Source organism: Meridianimarinicoccus zhengii (assembly GCF_003254465.1).
GTDB classification, from domain to species: Bacteria; Pseudomonadota; Alphaproteobacteria; order Rhodobacterales; family Rhodobacteraceae; genus Meridianimarinicoccus; species Meridianimarinicoccus zhengii.
The window spans coordinates 1-20,530 of the sequence record NZ_QDFI01000025.1 but is presented as its reverse complement, the minus strand read 5'-3'; the positions used below and the strand labels follow the sequence as shown (position 1 = coordinate 20,530).

Genomic DNA, 20,530 nt, shown 5'->3' with positions numbered 1-20,530 from the left:
CGCGGCTGTCGGTGTTCTGTAGGAGTTCCGTATGACTCGCGTATGACTCCTGTATGACTCCGGCCGGGCCTGCGGCGCCGTGAACGCGGGGCCGGGCGCCGCGCAGGGATGTCCGCGCGGCGTCCGTGTTTCGCTGGTGAATGACGTGGAGCGGTGCCGCAGCGCGGCCGGTCAGTGACCCGGCGGCGGCGTGATCGTCAGAGTCGTGGCGCCGTACCAGTCCGCATAGGCGCGAATCTCGGCATCGGTCAGGTCCGCGGCGATGTTCGACATAAGCTCGTGCGTGCGCTTGCCCGAGCGGAACGCCTTGAGCTGCGTGTCGATGTAGATGTTCGTTTCCGCCGCGAGGTTCGGCGCGTCGTCGAGCGACGAGATGCCGGCCGTCCCGTGACAGCTGACACAGCCGTCAGGCGCGCCCGCGGGGTCCACACCGTCGGGCAGGGCGGCCTCGGCGCCATGGGCCGCATACCATGCGGACACGTTCGCGATCTGCTCGGCCGAGAGCGAGGACGCCACCACCGTCATCATCTCGTGTTCGCGCGTGCCGGTCTTGAAGGCCATCAACTGCGATTCGAGATACCCGGCGGGTTCTCCGCCGATATGCGGCGCGATGGGGATGCGCGCATAGCCGTCCAGCCCGTGGCAGGTCCGGCACATGCCCGCGACCTTGCGGCCTTCGTCGAGATCGGCGGCGGGTGCGGCCCCAGCGAGCATCAGCCCGCCGAGTGCCAGGGTTGCGAAAGTCCGCATCGTCACGACGGGTCGTAGGAGATGCGATAGAGCGCGCCGGCGAGATCGTCGGACACCAGCAGCGAGCCGTCGCGCAGTTGCGCCACGTCCACGGGCCGCCCGAGATATTCGCCGTTCTCGTCGATCCAGCCTTCGGCGAAGGGTTCGATCCGCGCGTTGCCTTCGTCGTCGATGAAGGTGACCATGACCCGCGCGCCGACCGGCGTGGTGCGGTTCCACGATCCGTGCTGCGCCGAGAAGATCGCGTTCTGGTACTGATCGGGGAACATGTTGCCGGTGTAGAACATCATCCCGAGATCCGCCGCGTGCGCGACGGTTTCCACCACCGGCATCACGACATCGACAGGCACTTCCTGTCCGGCGTATTCGTTGGTGCGCACGTCACCGCCGCCATACCAGGGGAATCCGAAATGCTGGCCCATCTCGGTCTGGCGGTTGATTTCGCCCGGCGGGATGTCGTCGCCCATGCCGTCGACCTGGTTGTCGGTCCACCACAGTTCGCCCGTGACCGGGTGGAAGTCCTGCCCGACGGAGTTGCGCACGCCGTAGGTGTAGACCTCGCGGCCGCCGCCGTTCTGGTCCATGCGGATGATGCCGCCGATGCCGACCTCGTTATAGAGTTCCATCTTTTCGGGCGGGAACACGTTGAAGGGCTGCCCGAGCGAGATGTAGAGAAGCCCGTCGGGACCGACGTCGCACACCCGCGCACTGTGGTTGAACGATTCCTCGGCGGCGGGGATGAGTTCGCCCTGTGGCACGATCGGCGCCACGGCGATGTCCGGGCTTTCATAGAAGAACTCGGCCGCGGGGAACTTGAGCACGGTGTTCTGCGCGGCAACGTACAGCATGCCGTCCGGGCTGAAGCACACGCCGTTGGGGATCGCGAAATCAAGCGAGGGCGCGAAATCCTTTACCTCGTCGGCGACGCGGTCCTTGTTGCGATCGGTGACGGCCCAGACCTTGTCCTTGCGGGTGCCCACGAAGGTCACGATGCCCTGCGGGCCGACGGCGATGTGGCGCGCGTCGGGCACGATGGCGTAAAGTTCGATCTTGAACCCGTCGGGCAGGGTGATGCGTTCCAGCGTGCGTCTGATGCCGTCGGCATAGTCGCCGCCCTGCTCGACGAACGTGAATTCCGTCGTGCCGGTCGATTGCATGTTCTGCATCTTTTCGAGGTTGGACCGCGAGTCCGTCTCCTGGGCCGACGCGGCCCCCGCCGTCAACGCCAGAACGGCCGCCGACATCATGTAACGATTCATGGATTTTCCTCCCAGGTAGTTGGGTCTCCTCCGACCCGTTGGCCCAATGTGTGCCCGTGCTTCGCGGCGGGCCGCGACATCGTAGCCTGTGTTACCATGGCTTGCGCAGATTGGTAAAGTTTTTTTGCCGCCATGCGCCCGCGGGATGAGAGCCATGCGCGCGCGAACATTCAGGCAGCGCGGCGCGGATTTTTTGCCGGGCGGGCCGGAAAATCCGCTTGACCCTGTCTGCGCCGCGGCATATTCCGCCCAAACGCAAGGCGATGCGCGGTTGTAGCTCAGTTGGTTAGAGTACCGGCCTGTCACGCCGGGGGTCGCGGGTTCGAGCCCCGTCAACCGCGCCACTTGCCGTTTCAACCCGATTACGGGGTCGAAAAAAGCCCCGGTCCTATGGACCGGGGTTTTTTCGTGCACGGAGCCTTTACCCTGTGTCGGGCCATCTGGCCATGGACCGGCAGGCGCCTAGGTTCTGCACAGTCGCAGCGTGGCTGCCGCGGATCGCCCCGCGGGCGCGGGCGCCCGGTTTTCCGCGCGCGTCCTTTCGCGGCATTTTGTATCTGCGGATGCATCTTGTCTTGGCAAACTATTCTGTGACACGAATATGACCGGGCGGACCCGGGCCGCGCATCGACCAGACCCCTCTGAGACAGGGGTGAGGGACCGCAGGAGGAACTGATCTTGGACTACACCGCCCAGCTCGACGCCGCGATCGCCCGGCTTCACCAGGAAGGCCGCTATCGCACGTTCATCGATATCGAGCGGCGGCAGGGGCAGTTTCCCCACGCGGTCTGGACCCGGCCCGACGGGACGGAACAGCCGATCACCGTGTGGTGCGGGAACGACTATCTGGGCATGGGCCAGCACCCCGCGGTTCTGGCGGCGATGCACGAGGCGCTGGACGCCACCGGCGCGGGGTCCGGGGGCACGCGCAACATTTCGGGCACGACGGTCTATCACCGCCGGCTGGAGGCGGAGCTGGCCGACCTGCACGCCAAGGAAGCGGCGCTTGTCTTCACCTCGGCGTATATCGCCAACGACGCGACGCTGAGCACGCTGCCGCGGCTGTTTCCGGGGCTGGTCATCATCTCGGACGAGCTGAACCACGCGTCGATGATCGAGGGAATCAAGCACGGGCGGGGCGAGAAGCACATCTTCCGCCACAACGACCTCGCGCATCTGCGGGAGATCATGGAAGGGCTGGACCCGGCCGCGCCCAAGGTGATCGCGTTCGAGTCGGTCTATTCGATGGATGGCGATTTCGGCCCCATCGCCGAGATCTGCGATATCGCCGACGAGTTCGGCGCGCTGACCTATCTGGACGAGGTGCATGCCGTGGGGCTGTACGGGCCGCGCGGTGCGGGCGTGGCCGAGCGCGACGGGCTGATGGGGCGCATCGACATCATCAACGGCACGCTGGGCAAGGCGTATGGCGTGATGGGCGGGTATATCGCCGCCTCGGCGCGGATGGTGGACGCGATCCGGTCCTATGCGCCGGGCTTCATCTTCACCACGTCGATCCCGCCGGCGGTGGCGGCGGGGGCGGCGGCGTCGATCCGGCACCTGAAGGGTGACACGTTCCTGCGCGAACGCCACCAGGCGCAGGCGCGCATCCTGAAGGCGCGGCTGAAGGGGATCGGGCTGCCGCTGATCGACCATGGCAGCCATATCGTGCCGGTGCCGGTGGGCGACCCGGTGAAGTGCAAGATGATCTCGGACCGGCTGTTGTCGGAGAGCGGGATCTACGTGCAGCCGATCAATTTCCCGACCGTGCCGCGGGGGACGGAGCGGCTGCGCTTCACCCCGTCGCCGGTGCACGGGCCGGACGACATGGACCGGCTGGTGCGCGCGCTGGACGGGCTGTGGTCGCACTGCGCGCTGGCGCGCAAGTCTCTGTCGGCCTGACGGGCGCGGCGGCCGCTGGGCGGAATTCCGCGTAACCTGCTGTTTACGGTTGGTGCGCTACCACGCGCATGACGGGTGCGCGGTCCTGTTGCCTGTGCTACGCTTGATGTATGCAAACCGCGCGCGCCGAATCGCGTGGATGCCGGGGCAAGGGCAGTAGGCATGGGACATGTCGCATGAACGGGCACAGCGCGGGGCCCACGCTAGGGCGTGAGACCGGACTGAAAAGTTTCGACGATTACGAACTGACGCTGGGCGACCTGATGCGTGGCGAGCGCGCTACGCTCGGGAAGTCCCTGCTCGACGTGCAGCGCGACATCAAGATCAAGGCGGAATACCTGGCGGGGATCGAGGATGCCGACCTGTCGGTGTTCGAGACGCCCGGATTCATCGCCGGTTACGTGAAGTCCTATGCCCGGTATCTGGGCATGAGTCCGGACTGGGTCTATCAGCGTTTCTGTTCGGAAAGCGGCTTTTCCCATGTGGGCGGGCTCGAGGCGCAGGTCTATGCGCGCAAGCCCAAGACCCGCGGCGGGCGCACGACGCCCGTGCGCCGCAACGATCCGAGTGCCGCGATGCTGGCGCGCAGCCCGATCAGCGCAGCACCCACGCCGGGCCTGTTCCAGGGCGTGCAGGCCGGGGCCGTGGGGTCCGTGCTGGTGCTGGCGGCACTGGCCGGGGCGCTGGGATATGGCGGCTGGTCGGTCCTGCAGGAAATCCAGCGCGTGACCGTGGCGCCGGTGGATGCGCCGCTTGCCGTCGCGGGGCCGGAGGCGGTGGCGCGCGACATGGCCGGGCTTGGCATCGACAACAGTGCGCCGAGCGTCGCGGCGATGGAGCGGCTTTATCGCCCGCAGGCGCTCGATACCCCCGTTCTGGTGCCGCGCGACGGGCCGATCGCGACGCTCGACCCCGATGCGCAGGGCGTCTTTGCCCGCGCCGAGCCACCCCGCGACATGCTGTCCCCGCCGCCCGCCGCCATCGCCGATGCGGACCGGGACGCCGAGGACACAGACGACGATACGCCCGAGGTGCAGGTTGTCGAGGCCCCGCCGCCGGCGGTCGTGATGTTCGCGCGCCGCCCTGCATGGGTGCGCGTGCGCGCCGCCGACGGCACGGTGCTGCTGGAAAAGATCATGGAAGAGGGCGAGCGTTTCGTGCTGCCCGACAGCGACGTGCCGCCGACCCTGCGTGCGGGCAATTCGGGGTCCGTCTTCTTCGCCGTGAACGGGGAAACCTATGGCCCCGCGGGCGCGGGCACGTCGGTCGCCAAGAACGTGGTCCTGTCGGCCGAGGCGCTGACGGACAGCTATGCCGTGGCCGATCTGTCCGCCGATCCGGAGCTTGCACGGCTTGCGGAACTGGTGATCGCCCCGGCCGAACCCACGCCCGCCGCGGACTGAACGCGCGCGGCCCGACAGCCCCCGAACCCCTGCATCCGCGCCAGTCTGCCGTTCCGCCATGGTGCGCCGGTGGACCGGACCGGCGGGCCGGGCCGCGGATCGGCCCGCCGGTGACACGCGGCGGCCCGTGCACCCGCACCGACGCCGTGGCCACGCCCGCGTGACCGGGAGCGGCGTTGCAGCGGCGGCGTCGCGGCCCTATTGTCCTGCGTGACAGCGATCCTTCCGGGCAAGCGAGGCCAGACCCCATGTCGCACAATCCCATCCGCCCGTGGCGCAATATCGACCGCCGGAAGTCCCGGCAGATCATGGTCGGGTCGGTGCCCGTGGGCGGGGACGCGCCGATCAGCGTGCAGACCATGACCAACACCGACACGACCGACGTGGCCGCGACCATCGCGCAGGTGCAGGCCTGTGCCGAGGCGGGGGCGGATATCGTGCGCGTGTCCACCCCGGACGAGGCATCGACCCGCGCGCTGCGCGAGATCGTGCGCGAAAGCCCGGTGCCCATCGTGGCCGACATCCATTTCCACTACCGCCGCGCCATCGAGGCGGCGGAGGCGGGGGCGGCCTGCCTGCGGATCAATCCCGGCAATATCGGGGATGAAAAGCGCGTGCGCGAGGTGATCCAGGCCGCGAAGGATCACGGCTGTTCGATTCGCATCGGCGTGAACGCCGGGAGCCTTGAGCGCGACCTGCTGGAGAAATACGGCGAGCCGTGTCCCGAGGCGATGGTCGAAAGCGGGATGGATCACATCCGCATTCTCGAGGACAACGATTTCCGCGAGTACAAGATCAGCGTGAAGGCGTCGGACGTGTTCCTGGCCGCTGCCGCCTATCAGTCGCTGGCCGAGGCGACGGATGCGCCGCTGCATCTGGGGATCACCGAGGCGGGCACACTGAACGCGGGCACGGTTAAATCGGCCATCGGGCTGGGCAATCTTCTGTGGATGGGCATTGGCGACACGATCCGGGTGAGCCTGTCCGCCGACCCGGTGGAGGAGATCCGCGTCGGGTACGAGATCCTGAAATCGCTGGGCTTGCGGCATCGCGGCGTGAACATCATTTCCTGCCCGTCCTGCGCGCGGCAGGGGTTCGACGTCATCAAGACGGTGGAGAAGCTGGAGCAGCGGCTGGAGCACATCAAGACGCCAATGAGCCTGTCGATCATCGGCTGCGTGGTGAACGGCCCCGGCGAGGCGCTGATGACCGATGTGGGCTTCACCGGCGGCGGGGCCGGGTCGGGCATGGTCTATCTTGCGGGCAAGCAAAGCCACAAGCTGAGCAACGACCAGATGATCGAGCACATCGTCGAGCAGGTGGAGAAGAAGGCCGAGGAGATCGAGGCGGAGGCCACCGCGGCCGGACGCGCGGCGGAATGAGCGCCGCGCGTCCGGGTCAGTCGGCCCGGACCTGCGCGACCCGTTCCTGCATCTGCGCCAGCGGCAGGTAGCCGCGCAGGATCTCGTCGCCCAGCACGAAGCCCGGCGTGCCGTTGATCCCGAGCCGTTCGGCCAGCGCGCGGTTGGCTTGCAGTTCCGCCACCACATCGGGCGCGTCCATGGCCGCGAGGATCGGTTCGGGGTCCAGCCCCGCGTCGCGGGCGATGCGGGTCAGGCTGTCCTCGGTCACGTTGCCGCGCATCGTCATCAGCGCGTCGTGGACCGTGCCATAGGCGTCGGCGCCGGCGGTGTTGCGCACGGCGATGGCGAAGCGCGAGGCGAGCAGGGAGTCCGGCCCGAGGATCGGGAATTCCTTGACCACGAAGCGGATGTCGCCGTCGCGGTCGAGCAGTTCGGTCACGTCTTCATGGGCGCGGCGGCAATAGCTGCAACGATAATCCATGAATTCCACCAGCGTCACGTCGCCATCGGGGTTGCCGCCGACCCAGGACCGGCCGTCGGCGAAGATCTCGTCCGACAGGCTGGCGATCAGGTCGCGGTCGCCGGCGGCCTGCGCCGCCTGTTCGCGGGCCTCCAGCACGCCGATGGCCTCCATGAGCACCTCCGGGTTGTCGAGCAGGTAGGCGCGGATCTCAGCGCGGAAGGCAGTGCGTTCGTCCGGGGTCATGGCCTGCATGTCGAAGGCCGCGGCGGGGGCCGCAAGGCTGGCGCAGAGCGCCAGGCCGGTCAGCGCGGGGCGCAGGGCGGTGGTCAGCATCGTCATCTCCGTTTCTCGTTCATTTCAGCGGCGCGGACGATGTCCTGCGCGCGCGACCAGCCGGGGGAACCCGTGGGCAGCGCCCCTTCGGCCCGGCGCGCGAGCACGCCCGCGTCCTCCAGCCGTCCGGTCAGCGCGTAGCGTTCGGCGGTGGCGAGGGCCGCAAGCCCGTCCTGCCCGGCGCGGGCATGGGCGATGGCGAGGTCGCGCAGCAGGTTCGCGTCATAGGGGTCGCGGGCGCGGGCGTCGGTCAGGACCTCCAGCGCGCGGGCATTGTCCGGGGCCGTGTCGCGGGCCAGCAGGGCGCGGCCATAGCCCGCCTTGATGAGCGGCTCGCGCGGGGCGAGTTCGGCGGCGCGGGCATAGGCGTCTCGCGCGGCGTCCCAGTTGCCCCATTCGAGTTCGATCCAGCCCATAAGGTCATGCAGGAACGGGTCTTCGGGGCGGGCGTCGATGGCGGCGGTGAGTTCGGCGCGGGCCGCGGGCAGGTCGCCGTTCCTGTGATGGGCCATGGCGCGGGCGATGCGGGCGGCGTCGGAGGTGTCGTCCGCGCCGACGCGGCGGAAGGTGTAGCCGGGCGCGCGGAAATAGGCGGACAGCAGTGCCTTGGTGCGGTCGAACCAGTAATGTTCCTCCGCCCGGTCGGCGGGCAGGGGGTCCAGTGCCGTGGCGGTCGATTCCACGGCGCGGACCCGTTCGCGCGACAGCGGGTGGGAGCGGGCGTAGGGGTCCTGCTGGCCGGGGGTCAGCGCCTCCTGCCCCGCGAAGTTTTCCAGCACGGCGCCAAGCGCGGCGGGGTCCACGCCCGCGATGGCGAGGTAACGCATGCCGGACTTGTCCGCGGCGGCCTCTTCCTCGCGGGTGTGGCTGAGGAAATTGCGCAGTGCGCTCGATTGGGTGCCGAGGGCGATGCCCACCCCGGCCTCGGGCGTGCCGGATGCCGCGCCGGCGGCGACGCCCACCGCAAGGCCCACGAGTGCGGCGTTGCGCGCGGCCTGCGCGTTCAGCCCCCGGCGCGCAAAATGGCCGTTGGAGATATGGGCGGCTTCATGGGCGATCACGGCCTGGAGTTCGTCCGCGCTCTGCATGCGCAGGATCAGCCCGGCGGTGACGAAGATCGTGCGGCTGTCCACGACGAAGGCGTTCATCTGCATGTCGTTGACCACGAGCACGCGGGTGCGGTTCGCGGGCAAGCCCGCAGCGGTCAGGATGGGCCGCGCCATCCGGTCGAGTCCGTGTTCCATCCCCGCATCGCGGATCAGCCCCTGCGCCGCGGCGGGCAGCGCCGACAGCACCAGCACCGCCGCCGCGCAGAGCGCGCGCAGCAGGCTGAGGGGGCGGGCGGCGCGGGTCATTGACCTGGGGCGCGGGGGATGCGAACGCATGGCCAAGGTGTCGGAGAATTCCATGAAAACATCAAGCCGCAGCGCGGTCGATCCCTTCATCGTGATGGATGTGGCGCGCGCCGCCGCCGAGGCCGAGGCCGCGGGCCGCCACATCGTCCACATGGAGATCGGCCAGCCCGGCAGCCCGGCCCCGCGCTCTGCCCATGACGCGCTGGCGCAGGCGCTGGGTGCGAGCGCGCCGCTGGGCTATACAGTGGCGCTGGGACTGCCGGCATTGCGCGCGGGCATCGCGCGGCTTTACGGCGACTGGTACGGCGTCGATCTGGACCCGGGCCGCGTCATCGTCACCGCCGGATCGTCGGGCGCCTTCGTGCTGGCGTTCACGGCGCTGTTCGACACGGGCGCGCGTGTCGGCGTGTCGGAACCGGGCTATCCCAGCTATCGCCAGATCCTGAAAGCGCTGGCGATGACGCCTGTGGGCGTGCCGACCGGGGACGCGGCGGGACACCGGATGGGACCGGGGGACGTGCCCGGCGATCTGGACGGGCTGATCGTGGCCTCGCCCGCCAACCCGACGGGCACAATCCTCGATCACGCGGGTCTGGGGGCGCTGGTGGACACATGCGCGTCGCAGGGCACGGCCCTGATTTCGGACGAGATCTATCACGGACTCCATTTCGCCGACCGCGCCACCAGCGCGCTGGAGCTGACCGACGACGTGATCGTAGTGAATTCCTTTTCGAAGTATTTCTGCATGACGGGATGGCGCGTGGGCTGGATGGTCGTGCCGCCCGGCATGGTGCGCACGGTGGAACGGCTGGCGCAGAACCTGTTCATCTGCCCGCCCCATGCCAGCCAGGTCGCGGCCATCGGCGCGCTGGAAGGCCGGGACGAGGCCGAGGCCGTGCGCGCGTCCTATGCCGAGAACCGGCGCCTGCTGCTCGACGGGCTGCCGCGGGCGGGGTTTGACCGGATCGCGCCGCCCGACGGCGCGTTCTACATCTATGCCGACGTGTCGCACCTGACCGATGACAGCCTGTCCTTCGCACGCGACATCCTTGACCGGGCGGGGGTCGCGGTCACGCCGGGGCTGGATTTCGACCCGGTGCGCGGGCACGGGACGCTGCGGTTTTCCTATGCCGCGGCGACGGCGGATATCCGCGAGGGGCTTGCGCGGCTCACCGCCTACATGCGCGCGCGGGGGGCCGCGTGACGTGACAACCCGACACGAGTTGTGATTTTGACCCTGCGGGCTGCGCGGGGTATATGGGCAGCGTTTCCTTCCGGAAGGTATCGACCTTGCTTCGCTTCATCTTCGGATTCTTCGGCGCGATCTTCAGCTTCGTGACCATCGGCGCGGTTCTGGCCGCGATCATGGTCGGCGGGGTGCTGTGGATGTATGGCCGCGACCTGCCGAACCACGAACAGCTTGCGCAATACGCGCCGCCCACGATCAGCCGGGTCTATTCCGGCGAGGGGCAGTTGATCGACGAGTTCGCCCGCGAACGGCGGCTGTTCGCCCCGGCCAGCGAGATCCCGGATCTCGTGAAGCAGGCCTTCATTTCCGCGGAAGACAAGAATTTCTATTCCCATGGCGGTTTCGATCCGGTGGGGATCGCGGCGGCGGTGCTGGACATGGCGCAGGGGGGCGAACTGCGCGGCGCGTCCACCATCACGCAGCAGGTGATGAAGAACTTCCTGCTGTCTTCGGACCGGTCGGCCGAGCGCAAGATCAAGGAACTGATTCTCGCCACGCGATTGGAGCAGACGCTGAGCAAGGAGCAGATCCTAGAGCTGTACCTTAACGAGATCTATCTCGGGCAGAACAGTTACGGGGTGGCCGCGGCGGCGCAGACCTATTTCAACAAGATCCTCGCCGACCTGACCGTGGAAGAGGCGGCGTATCTGGCCGCGCTGCCCAAGGCGCCATCGACCCTGCATCCGGTGCGTGAACGGGACCGCGCGGTGGGGCGGCGCAATTTCGTGCTGCGCGAGATGTTCGAGAACGGATATATCGACGACGCGGAACGTCGCCGCGCGCAGGCGGAACCATTGCGCACGGTTCAATCGGGCGATTTCGAAAGCTTCCGGGCGGCGATCCCGCCGCGCGGCTATTTCACCGACGAGATCCGGCGCCAGCTGAGCCGCGATTTCGGCGAGGCGGAATTCTTCACCGGCGGGTTGTCGGTGCGGTCCACACTGGACCCGGACCTTCAGCAGCGCGCGGCCGAAGCGCTGCGCGGCGGGCTGGAACGCTATGACCGCCAGCGCGGGCTGTGGCGTGGCACGGGGCAGTTCGTGCAGGCCGAGGCGCTGGGCACGGAAGCGGACTGGCGCGGCGCGCTGGACAGTGCGGACCTGCCGCGCGACATTGATGGCTGGAAGCTCGCCGTGGTGCTGTCGCTGTCCGACACGGAAGCGCGCATCGGGATCGAGGGCCAGCCCGTGGACCCGGACACCGACGTGATCCCGCTGGACGAGATGCAATGGGCCGCGCGCCGGGGCGAGCGCCGCCCGCGCGTGCCCGACGACCTGCTGGGCTTGGGCGAGATCGTCTATGTCCGTGCCGAAACGGGCGAGGACGCGGAAGTCACCCATTACAGCCTGCGCCAGATCCCGGAAGTGCAGGGCGCGTTCGTCGCCATGGACGTGAACACGGGCCGCGTGATCGCCATGCAGGGCGGATTTTCCTATCAGAATTCGGTGTTCAACCGCGCCACGCAGGCGACGCGCCAGCCGGGGTCGTCGTTCAAGCCCTTCGTCTATGCCACCGCGCTCGACAATGGCTACACGCCCGCGACCATCGTGGTGGATGCGCCGATCGAGGTGAATATTGGCGGCGAGATCTGGCGGCCGAAGAACTATTCCAACCGCTTCTACGGGCCGACGCCGCTGCGCACGGGCATCGAGCGGTCGCGGAACCTGATGACCATCCGGCTGGCGCAGGCCGTGGGGATGGACAAGGTGGCGGCCTATTCCGAGCGTTTCGGGGTCTATGACGACATGGACCCGTTCCTGGCCAATTCGCTGGGGTCGGGGGAGACGACGCTCTACCGGATGGTGGCGGCCTATGCGATGTTCGCCAATGGCGGCGAACGGGTGGAGCCGACGCTGGTGGACCGCATCCAGGATCGCTGGGGGCGGACGGTGTACCGCCACGATGCGCGGGACTGCATCGATTGCGGCGATCCGGCCCTGGCGGCGGGCGAGGCGCCGCGCATCGCCGATGACCGCGAACAGGTGATCGACCCGATCACGGCTTACCAGATCACGTCGATGATGCAGGGCGTGGTGGATCGCGGCACCGCGGCGCGCACCGTGAACCTGCCGGTGCCGACGGCGGGCAAGACCGGCACCACCAACGACGAGAAGGACGTGTGGTTCGTGGGCTTCACGTCGAACATCGTGGCGGGCTGCTACATCGGTTTCGACCAGCCCCGGTCGCTGGGCAGCGGCGCGTCGGGCGGCGGCATGTGCGGGCCGGTGTTCAACGAGTTCATGACCCACGCGGTGGAGGCATTCGGCGGCGGCCCGTTCGAGGTTCCGCCCGGCGGGCATTTCATCAAGATCGACCGCGTGACCGGTGCCCGCCTGCCAAACGACGCGAGCGGCCCGAATGTCGTTGCGGAATACTTCCGCGACGGGATCGACCCGGCCTTCGGCGTGGCGGCGATCGACGGGGGCTTCGCCATGGGCGGCAACCTGCCGCTCTTCACCCGGTCCGAGGCGCTGGAAGATGGGCGCGAGGTCACGACCTCCACCGGCGAGGTTCGGCGCATCGCGCCGCAGGCCGGGTTCGGCACGATCAGTTCGGGCGGGCTCTACTGACCTTCACGCTGCGCGCGGGACCTTGATAGAGCGCGCCGCTGGGCGCGACGTTGGTTGAGCGCGCCGGTAGGCGCGACCTTGCCTGCCCACGTCACGCTGATATAACGCGCGCTCATGGCCCGAGGGGGCCGGTTGCTCCGCTTTGAGGAAGGTGATCCATGCGCGCCGAGATCCAGACACTCGTGGCCGATATCCGCAAGTCGCTCGACCTGTTGGGCCAGCGGCTGGACTGGGACACGGCGCCCCACCGGCTGGAAGAGTTCAACGCGATGGCCGAGGATCCGGACTTGTGGAATGATCCCGCGCGCGCGCAGAAGCTCATGCGCGACCGCCAGATGCTGGTTGACGCCATGGCGACCTATCGCGGGCTGAAACAGGATCTCGACGACAATATCGAGCTGATCGAGCTGGGCGAGGCTGAGGACGACGCCGAGGTCGTCGCGGATGCCGAGGCCGCGATCCGCGGGCTGGCGGAAACCGCCGCCAAGAAGGAGATCGAGGCGCTGCTGGACGGGGAAGCGGACGGCAACGACACGTTCCTGGAAATCAACGCGGGCGCGGGCGGCACGGAGGCCTGCGACTGGGCGCAGATGCTCCAGCGGATGTATGTCCGCTGGGCCGAGGCACATGGCTACGACGTGGAATTGCAGTCCGAGGAAGCGGGTGGCGAGGCCGGGATCAAGTCCGTCGCCTACAAGATCAGCGGGCCGAACGCCTATGGCTGGCTCAAGACGGAATCGGGTGTGCACCGGCTGGTGCGGATCTCGCCCTTCGGAAAGGGCACGCGCGAGACGTCTTTCGCCAGCGTCTGGGTCTATCCGGTGGTGGACGACAATATCGACATCGAGGTGAACCCGGCGGATATCCGTGTGGACACCTACCGGTCGTCGGGCGCGGGCGGGCAGCACGTGAACACCACCGATTCCGCGGTGCGGATCACCCACCACCCCACGGGCATCGTCGTGACCAGTTCCGAGAAATCCCAACACCAGAACCGCGACATCGCCATGAAGGCTCTGAAATCGCGGCTCTACCAGATGGAGCTGGACCGCCGGACCGCCGCGATCAACGAAGCGCACGACGCCAAGGGCAGCGCGGGCTGGGGCAACCAGATCCGGTCCTATGTCCTGCAGCCCTACCAGATGGTGAAGGACCTGCGCACCAATGTCGAAACCTCGGACACGGGCGGGGTTCTCGACGGGGATCTCGACAAGTTCATGGCGGCGACGCTGGCGCTGAACCTGAGCGGCAAGAGCCGGGCGGACGCGCAGGCAAACGGCTGACCGGAACGTCCGTGCGGACCCGTTCGGGCGCGGCGCTGCACATGTCGTCGCGCGACGCCATTGTGGGTTTGATCGTGCGGCACTTCCACGGCATGCTGGGGCAAACGACGAAACTTGCGCGAGGAGGCGACCATGGCTCACGTCCGATATCCCAGCCCCGATGGCCCCCGGCCGGACTATTCCGAAACGGCGGCCCCCGCCGCCAAGGCCCCGACCGTCAAGACCATCACCACGGACACTGTCCGGTCGGCCCTGCGCAAGGGCTTCGACGATTTCAAGGCGGCACCCGGCTATGGGCTGTTCTTCGGCGGCGTCTACGTCGTCGGCGGGCTGCTCCTGTGGGCGCTGTCGCGGATGGTGGGCAATGCGGGCGTTCTCGTGCCGCTCGCCTTCGCCTTTCCGCTTCTGGGTCCGTTCCTTGCCATCGGGCTTTACGAGGTCAGCCGGCGGCGGGAGGCGGGCGAACCACTGGACAAGTCCGCGATCCTTGGTGCCGTGTTCCGCCAGCGCGACGGGCAGATGCCCTTCATGGGCGTCGTGATCCTGTTCCTTGCGCTGTGCTGGCTGGTGCTGGCGCGGGTGACGTTCGCGTTGTTTCTCAGCAATGACGCGATGACCAACATCTTCACCACGCGCGAGGCGATCTTCACGCTTGATGGTATCGTGATGCTGCTGATCGTGACCGGCCTGGGCGCGGCCTTTGCGCTTCTGGTGTTCTCGATCACGGTGGTCAGCATGCCGCTGCTGCTGGACCGGGAAATCGACGTGGTGACGGCGACGATCACCAGCGTGCAGGCGGTGATCGAGAACCTGCGCCCGATGATGATTTGGGCGGCGATCGTGGTGGCGATGCTGGTCGTGGCGATGCTGCCCGCGTTCCTTGGCCTGTTCATCGCGCTGCCGGTTCTCGGGCACGGGACGTGGCATCTTTACCGCGCCGTGGTGGACTGAGCGGGGCAGGGGCGCTGGCGCTGCCATACGTGGCATCATTACCGCGCCATGGTGGAATGCCCCGGGCGGGAGTGCTGGTGCTGCGATGACCGGCGCCGACGGGAAGCCCGCGAATGTCGGCGCGTCGTTTCGGTCAGGCCCGTCACCGGGGCGATGATCGGCGGCGCTCTTGTGGCGGGATGGCGGGATTTCACCGCAAACTGGGGATACGGGCAGTTCTTTTGCGGCGTCTACGCGCTGTGCGGCTTGGTGCCGTAGCGCGTCACGGTGTGAACCGGTCAGCGCTATTGGCTCCTGCTGGCGACCGTCAGGTTTCCGCTGCTTGGCCCGGCCTCCGTCCTTGGTCTGTACGAGATCAGTCGGCTGCGCGGGGCTGGCGCGGCTTACATGGGCCGCGCGCTCACCGGCGTCTGGCGCGAGAAGGACCGCCAGATCACGTCCATGGCGGCCGTGTTGATTGTCCTGTTCATCTTCTGCATCTTCCTCGGCCGCGTGGCTGGGCTGGCTGGATGCGGCACCGTCAACGCAGGCGGCCAAATGAGTCAAGGAAATCGCTTATTGACCGAAGGTAAATTTCACTTGTAGGATTTTTTCGGCTGCTTGGGAGAACAATGATGAAAACAGTTCTATCGGCGGTACTTGCCGTCGTACTTCTGTCCGTTGGCGCGCAGGCCGCGTCCATCGTCAGCGCCGTGAGCGTCACGGCATCGTCTGAACGCGCGCTTGTCCCCGCAAGTGCAACGATCAACCAGTCTGGGCTGAGCGCGAGCTATGTCAGCGGCGTGACGGATTTCGATACCTATCTCGGGTCGAACCCGACCCACACGCTGATCGCGCGCGACAACGAATGGTTCTCGGATTTCGGCAACCTGACACCAACCCTGACCTTCGATCTTGGAGCCGTGCTGACCATCGACCGGATCGCGCTCTGGGTCGAGGAATCGAGCGGCTTTTCCACCGCGGCCCTGTCGTCTTCCACCGACGGCGTGACCTTTGGAAGCCTTGGCACGATCAACCCGGCCGACAATCCGCTTGCCGACTACCCGGCCGAGGTCTTCGGCATCGCCACGACCGCCATGCGCTATTTCCGCATGGATTTTTCCGGTTGCCCGCAGCCTGATCCGGGTTCCACCGATGAGTGTTCGCTGGGCGAGATCGCGTTCTCGTCCGTCGACCCGACGTCGACCCCGATCCCTATTCCCGCAGGTGCGATCCTGCTCGGCAGCGCATTGGCCACGGGTCTGGCCGCAACGCGGCGCACGCGCCGTCAGGGCTGAGCGACCGCGAACGTTCCTAGCTGGCCAGGGTCGCGCGATCCTGGCCGGGCTGCGTGACGCGCCCCGCAACGCCGTTCCAGGCGCCGGGCGACAACGCGATCCCCAGAACCCGGTCGGGGTTCGTGGGCGGCGGCATTTCCACACCGGACAGGCGCGAGAACCCGAAGCGTCCGTAATAGGGCGCATCCCCGATCAGCATGACCCTTTGCCAGCCCAGGTCGGCGGCACGGTGCAGACCGTCCCGGATCAGCAGCCCGCCAAGCCCCTCACCCTGCCGGGTCGGATGAACCGCCACGGGGCCAAGAAGCAGCGCAGGCGCACCGCCAACCGCCACGGGCCAGAACCGGATCGCCCCCGCAAGGATGCCTTCGCCGTCACGCGCGGTGACCGACAGGTCGGCGACGGGCGGCACGCCGTCGCGCAGCCGGTAGGATGACAAGGCCTCCCGTCCCGGCGCGAAGCACAGGTCATAGAGCGCCTCGACCTCCCAATGGTCGTCGGGCTTTTCCGGTGTCAGATGGAACACGCGCCACGCCTCCCCCGCGCCGATACAGGGCCGCTCCGCCCGCCCTCGCGGGCCCGCCACTAGAGCGTTTCGCCGTCAGGCGCAATCGTGCGGCAGCATCGCCCGCTCGGATCGGGCGCAGTGTCGCGGATGCGCCGAGCGCCTGTACGGCCATGGTCTACCGCGCGCCGCCGTCCGACGATCACCCGGGGAACGGTGCAGCGATGATTGCTGGATCAGGCCGCCGCGCGCAGCGCGTTCACCATCGCGCCATACCCGCCCTCGGTCTCCACGAAGGCGCGTTCGGCGGCGGTGCTGTCGCGGCCAAGATCGCTGTTGCGATGCGGGAAGCGGCCGAAGCGGCGGATCACTTCGCGGTGGGCGCGGGCATGGATCAGGTTGTCCGCCGCCTCGGGCATGCGATCCTTGAACAGCCGCACGCAGCGGTCCTGGTCCGCAAGGCATTCCGAATGCATCAGCGGCAGGTAGAAGAACTGCCGCTGGGGCCCGTCGATCCGGCGGTCCCAGTCCATGTCGATCGCGTGCTTGGCCTTGGCCCGCGCCAGCGCGTCGCTGGCATAGGCGCGGGGGTCGGCCCGGAACATGTTGCGCGGAAACTGGTCGAACAGGATGATCGCCGCCAGCATGTTGGCAGGTGTCGGATGCCACCCCAGCGCCCCGCCGCGCATCACACGCGTCCAGAGCGCTTCGAACCGGTTGCGGATCGCGGCGTCGAGCGCATCATCGGTAACGTACCACTTGTCCACGCCGGTCTCGTCGATCCAGAAATCGAGGATATCCTGCGCCGAGGCGCCAGCGGTTTCGGGTCGGGTGGTCTGTCCCATGGGGTGTTCCGCCTGTCACGTTGTTGTCTGACTGTTACAAATAAGGTGCCGCCGGGCAAGTGTCGCCTGGAATTCAGGCAGCAGGGGGCGGGAATTCCTCCAGTTCCTCATCCTCGTCCGCGTCGTCCGAGTCCGCCGTCGGCGCCCCGGGCAGATCGTCGTCCGGTCCGGCGGCTGCGGCATTCAGCGTCAGCGCCGTGGCGGTCAGCGTGATCGGCGCGAAGCTGCCCGTTTCGGACGGGGATGGCGCCGGGCGGCGGAAGGACCGGTAGAAGCCATAGACAAGCATCACCGTCAGCAGCGCCGCGATGAAGACGAAGAACCCGCCGGGGCCGAGCCGTTCCATCATCCAGCCGGTCAGGATCGGGCCGCCCATGGCCCCCACCCCGTTGAGAAAGATCAGCTGCCCCGACGCGCCGGGCATGTCGTCGAGCGTCAGGTAATCGTTGGCATAGGCGACCACGAGTCCATAGAGCGGGTTCGCCGCCCCGCCCACGAGAAACGCCGAAACCAGCAGCGCCGGGAACCCGCCGCCCATCAGCCCGACCGCCGTGCCCACAAGACCGACGGCGACCACCATGAGGATCAACCGCCGCCGGTCCATGCGATCCGACAGGTAGCCGATGGGAAACTGCAGGATCAGCCCGCCCACATAGATCGCCGCGACGAAGGCCGAGATCTCGGCCACGCCCAGCCCCGCCTGCCCGCCGAAGACAGACGCCATCCCGAACAGCGCCGAGAAGACGCCGCCCAGCAGGAAACTGCCCACGCAGCTCAAGGGCGCGAGCCGGAAGAGTTGTAATGTGCTCATGGCCTTCGTGGTCTCGAAGGCGGGGGTGGGCGTCGCCGACAAAAGGATCGGCGCGAAGGCTAGCGAGACGAGCACCGACGGCACGACGAACAGCACGAAGCCCGACGGATCGCCCAGCGTCATGAGCCCCTGCGCCGACACGATCCCGCCCATCTGCACGATCATGTAGAGCGACAGCGCCTTGCCGCGGTTCTCGTTCGAGGTCGCGTTGTTCAACCAGCTCTCGGCGGTGACGTAGACCCCTGAAAAGCAAAGGCCCATGAAGGCGCGCAGCACGATCCAGACCCACGGTTCCGTGACCGTGGGAAACAGGATCAGGATCGCCGAGACCATGGACCCGAGCGCCGCGAAGACCCGCACATGTCCGACCCGCCGGATCATCCGCGGCGTAAGGTAGGACCCGCCGAGGAACCCGGCGAAGTAGGCCGACATCACGAGCGACATCTCGAACGTGGTGAAGTTCTCGATGCCCCCGCGCACACCCAGCAGCGTTCCCTGGATGCCGTTGCCGACCATCAGCAGGAACATGCCCAGCAGGAGCGCCCAGGACCGGGACAGGGTGTCGATCATGACGGGACTCGCGTTTTGGGTTCGGGCCGGGCGCGGGTTCCCCTAACGCGGATGCCGGGGCGGCGGAATACCCTTTTTCACAACCTGCCCATGAAAGCGGCAGAGACGATCAACGCTTGCCGCCCGGCAGCAGGAGCGACGCATCGCCATAGCTGAAGAAGCGGTAGCGCTGCGCGATGGCATGGGCATAGACGGCCTGCATCCGGTCCGTGCCCATCAGCGCGCTCACGAGCATCATGAGGGTCGATTTCGGCAAGTGGAAGTTGGTCATGAGACCATCCACGGCGCGGAAATCGAAGCCGGGATAGATGAAGATGTCGGTGGGTTCCGCCATCGGTTCGACGCGCCCCGTGGCACGCGCAGCGGTTTCCAGCAGGCGCAGCGCCGTGGTGCCCACGGCGATGATCCGTCCCCCCGCGGCGCGGGTGCCTTCGATCTCGGCAGCGGCGCGCGGCGTGACCTCGCCCCATTCGGCGTGCATCCGGTGCCGGGCGGGGTCCTCCACCTTCACCGGCAGGAACGTGCCCGCGCCCACGTGCAACGTGACATGGCTGAACCCGACGCCCATGGCCGCGATCCGGTCCAGCAGCGGCTGGTCGAAATGCAACGATGCCGTCGGCGCCGCGACCGCCCCGTTGCGACGGGCGAAGACGGACTGGTAATCCTCCATGTCCTGCACGTCGGCGGCACGGCGTGTGGCGATGTAGGGCGGCAGCGGCATCGCGCCCGCGCGCGCCAGTTCTGCCTCCAGATCGTCGCCCGACAGGGTCAGCGCAAGGATCGCGGCACCATCCGCGTCGCGGCCCCGGAACGTCGCGGACAGCCGGTCGCTGACGATGACGACCTCTCCGGGGGCGAGCTTGCGCAGCGGCTTGACCAGCGCGCTCCAGGCGCCGTCCGCCTGCGGTTCCAGCAGCGTGATCTCGATCCGCGCCTGGCCGCTGCCGGTGTCCGTGGCGCGGTGCCGGATACCCGTCAGCCGCACCGGCAGCACGCGGGTATCGTTCAGCACCAGCCGGTCGCCGGGCCGCAGGAAGGACGGCAGGTCGAACACATGCGCGTCGTCGATACGGTCCGGACCCGCCACCAGCAGCCGTGCGGATGTGCGCGGCCGTGCGGGCCGGGTGGCGATCAGGTCTTCGGGCAGGTCGAAATCGAAATCGTCCAGCGTCACTCGCGGTCCTCGGGCGGGGTGGCGGCGTTCGGGCCGCTGCGGAACATCTCGCGCAGCGGACCGGGTGTCAGCACCGACAGGGGGTTGGCGTTCAGGTCGGGGGCGTCCATGGGGCCGGTCAGGGTGAAATGCAAGCCGATCAGACCCTCGCCCCGCCGGGTCATGAACGCCCCCATCCGGTTGAGGAAATAGAGCGGTGAGGCCACACCCTGCAGTGCCAGCGTGCGGTCGCGCAGGTTCACGCGCCCGTCCACCGCAAGCCCCAGCGACGCCCCGGTGGCCGATGCACTGTGCAGGTCGATCCGGTCGGGGCCGAGCGTGAACTCCGCCCGCACGTCTTCGAACGCCATGCCATCGCCCGCCGCCGCATCGGTGGCCGCACCCGCGCGCAGCGCCGCAGCCCCGCCCGGCGGCAGGGTCAGCCCGGCCAGACGCAACTGGCCGCGATAGCGCCCCGGCCCCGCCA

At 68.0% G+C, this 20,530-nt stretch carries 17 protein-coding genes, 1 tRNA gene and 1 pseudogene; 10 read left to right on the top strand and 9 right to left on the bottom strand.

Going from position 1 to position 20,530, the window contains the following annotated elements; translation table 11 throughout:
• Window positions 1-171: 171 nt before the first annotated feature.
• Both DDE13_RS09930 and DDE13_RS09925 read right to left on the bottom strand, forming a co-directional pair.
• The gene (locus DDE13_RS09930; RefSeq protein WP_111403929.1) at window positions 172-750 is read right to left on the bottom strand and encodes a c-type cytochrome; all 579 of its coding nucleotides are present in this window, start codon (window positions 748-750) and stop codon (window positions 172-174) included.
• A 2-nt stretch (window positions 751-752) separates the two neighbouring features.
• Entirely contained in the window at window positions 753-2,009 is a 1,257-nt protein-coding gene (locus DDE13_RS09925) for a PQQ-dependent sugar dehydrogenase (RefSeq protein ID WP_162630938.1), read from the bottom strand.
• Between the two features lie 267 nt (window positions 2,010-2,276).
• Between DDE13_RS09925 and DDE13_RS09920 the strand changes: the two genes are divergently transcribed.
• From DDE13_RS09920 to ispG, 4 genes are all read left to right on the top strand, one after another.
• Window positions 2,277-2,353: transfer RNA gene (locus DDE13_RS09920), tRNA-Asp, on the top strand.
• Window positions 2,354-2,687: 334 nt separating this feature from the next.
• Window positions 2,688-3,911, top strand: a complete 1,224-nt coding sequence (gene hemA, locus DDE13_RS09915; protein ID WP_111403927.1) for a 5-aminolevulinate synthase — start codon at window positions 2,688-2,690, stop codon at window positions 3,909-3,911.
• 176 nt (window positions 3,912-4,087) lie between these two features.
• Window positions 4,088-5,314, top strand: a complete 1,227-nt coding sequence (locus tag DDE13_RS09910) for a helix-turn-helix domain-containing protein (protein WP_111403926.1) — start codon at window positions 4,088-4,090, stop codon at window positions 5,312-5,314.
• Between the two features lie 248 nt (window positions 5,315-5,562).
• Entirely contained in the window at window positions 5,563-6,696 is a 1,134-nt protein-coding gene (gene ispG, locus DDE13_RS09905) for a flavodoxin-dependent (E)-4-hydroxy-3-methylbut-2-enyl-diphosphate synthase (protein ID WP_111403925.1), read from the top strand.
• Window positions 6,697-6,712: 16 nt separating this feature from the next.
• On the opposite strand, the gene DDE13_RS09900 is transcribed toward ispG, so the two are convergent.
• Both DDE13_RS09900 and DDE13_RS09895 read right to left on the bottom strand, forming a co-directional pair.
• Window positions 6,713-7,474 carry a DsbA family protein gene (locus tag DDE13_RS09900; RefSeq protein WP_111403924.1) on the bottom strand — a complete coding sequence of 254 codons (762 nt, stop codon included), beginning with the start codon at window positions 7,472-7,474 and terminating at the stop codon, window positions 6,713-6,715.
• Window positions 7,475-7,476: 2 nt separating this feature from the next.
• Window positions 7,477-8,829, bottom strand: coding sequence for a M48 family metalloprotease (locus DDE13_RS09895; RefSeq protein WP_111403923.1), 1,353 nt, complete (start codon window positions 8,827-8,829; stop codon window positions 7,477-7,479).
• Between the two features lie 52 nt (window positions 8,830-8,881).
• Here DDE13_RS09895 and DDE13_RS09890 point away from each other — a divergent pair, with 52 nt between their 5' ends.
• From DDE13_RS09890 to DDE13_RS09865, 6 genes are all read left to right on the top strand, one after another.
• A complete protein-coding gene (locus tag DDE13_RS09890) occupies window positions 8,882-10,033 on the top strand; it encodes a pyridoxal phosphate-dependent aminotransferase (protein WP_111403960.1) in 1,152 nt (383 codons plus the stop codon).
• 86 nt (window positions 10,034-10,119) lie between these two features.
• Window positions 10,120-12,648, top strand: a complete 2,529-nt coding sequence (locus DDE13_RS09885; RefSeq protein ID WP_111403959.1) for a penicillin-binding protein 1A — start codon at window positions 10,120-10,122, stop codon at window positions 12,646-12,648.
• A gap of 158 nt (window positions 12,649-12,806) precedes the next feature.
• A complete protein-coding gene (gene prfB, locus DDE13_RS09880; RefSeq protein WP_111403922.1) occupies window positions 12,807-13,931 on the top strand; it encodes a peptide chain release factor 2 in 1,125 nt (374 codons plus the stop codon).
• 132 nt (window positions 13,932-14,063) lie between these two features.
• Complete coding sequence (locus DDE13_RS09875) at window positions 14,064-14,882, top strand: DUF2189 domain-containing protein (RefSeq protein ID WP_111403921.1); 819 nt, start codon at window positions 14,064-14,066, stop codon at window positions 14,880-14,882.
• 294 nt (window positions 14,883-15,176) lie between these two features.
• Entirely contained in the window at window positions 15,177-15,467 is a 291-nt protein-coding gene (locus DDE13_RS09870) for a DUF2189 domain-containing protein (RefSeq protein WP_111403920.1), read from the top strand.
• 29 nt (window positions 15,468-15,496) lie between these two features.
• Entirely contained in the window at window positions 15,497-16,159 is a 663-nt protein-coding gene (locus DDE13_RS09865; RefSeq protein WP_162630937.1) for a discoidin domain-containing protein, read from the top strand.
• 16 nt (window positions 16,160-16,175) lie between these two features.
• Here the strand turns inward: DDE13_RS09865 and DDE13_RS09860 are convergent, their stop codons facing one another.
• The 5 genes and pseudogenes from DDE13_RS09860 to DDE13_RS09840 form a co-directional block, all read right to left on the bottom strand.
• Window positions 16,176-16,685 carry a GNAT family N-acetyltransferase gene (locus DDE13_RS09860; protein WP_111403918.1) on the bottom strand — a complete coding sequence of 170 codons (510 nt, stop codon included), beginning with the start codon at window positions 16,683-16,685 and terminating at the stop codon, window positions 16,176-16,178.
• Between the two features lie 215 nt (window positions 16,686-16,900).
• On the bottom strand, window positions 16,901-17,509 hold the full coding sequence (locus DDE13_RS09855) for a DUF924 family protein (RefSeq protein ID WP_111403917.1): 609 nt from the start codon (window positions 17,507-17,509) through the stop codon (window positions 16,901-16,903).
• A gap of 73 nt (window positions 17,510-17,582) precedes the next feature.
• Window positions 17,583-18,890, bottom strand: coding sequence for an MFS transporter (locus DDE13_RS09850; RefSeq protein ID WP_111403916.1), 1,308 nt, complete (start codon window positions 18,888-18,890; stop codon window positions 17,583-17,585).
• Window positions 18,891-18,999: 109 nt separating this feature from the next.
• Window positions 19,000-20,064: a tRNA preQ1(34) S-adenosylmethionine ribosyltransferase-isomerase QueA gene (gene queA, locus DDE13_RS09845; protein ID WP_111403915.1), complete on the bottom strand. Its 1,065-nt coding sequence runs from the start codon at window positions 20,062-20,064 to the stop codon at window positions 19,000-19,002.
• Window positions 20,061-20,530: pseudogene (locus tag DDE13_RS09840) on the bottom strand (AsmA-like C-terminal region-containing protein); the annotation flags it as partial. The pseudogene DDE13_RS09840 and the gene queA, both read right to left, overlap by 4 nt.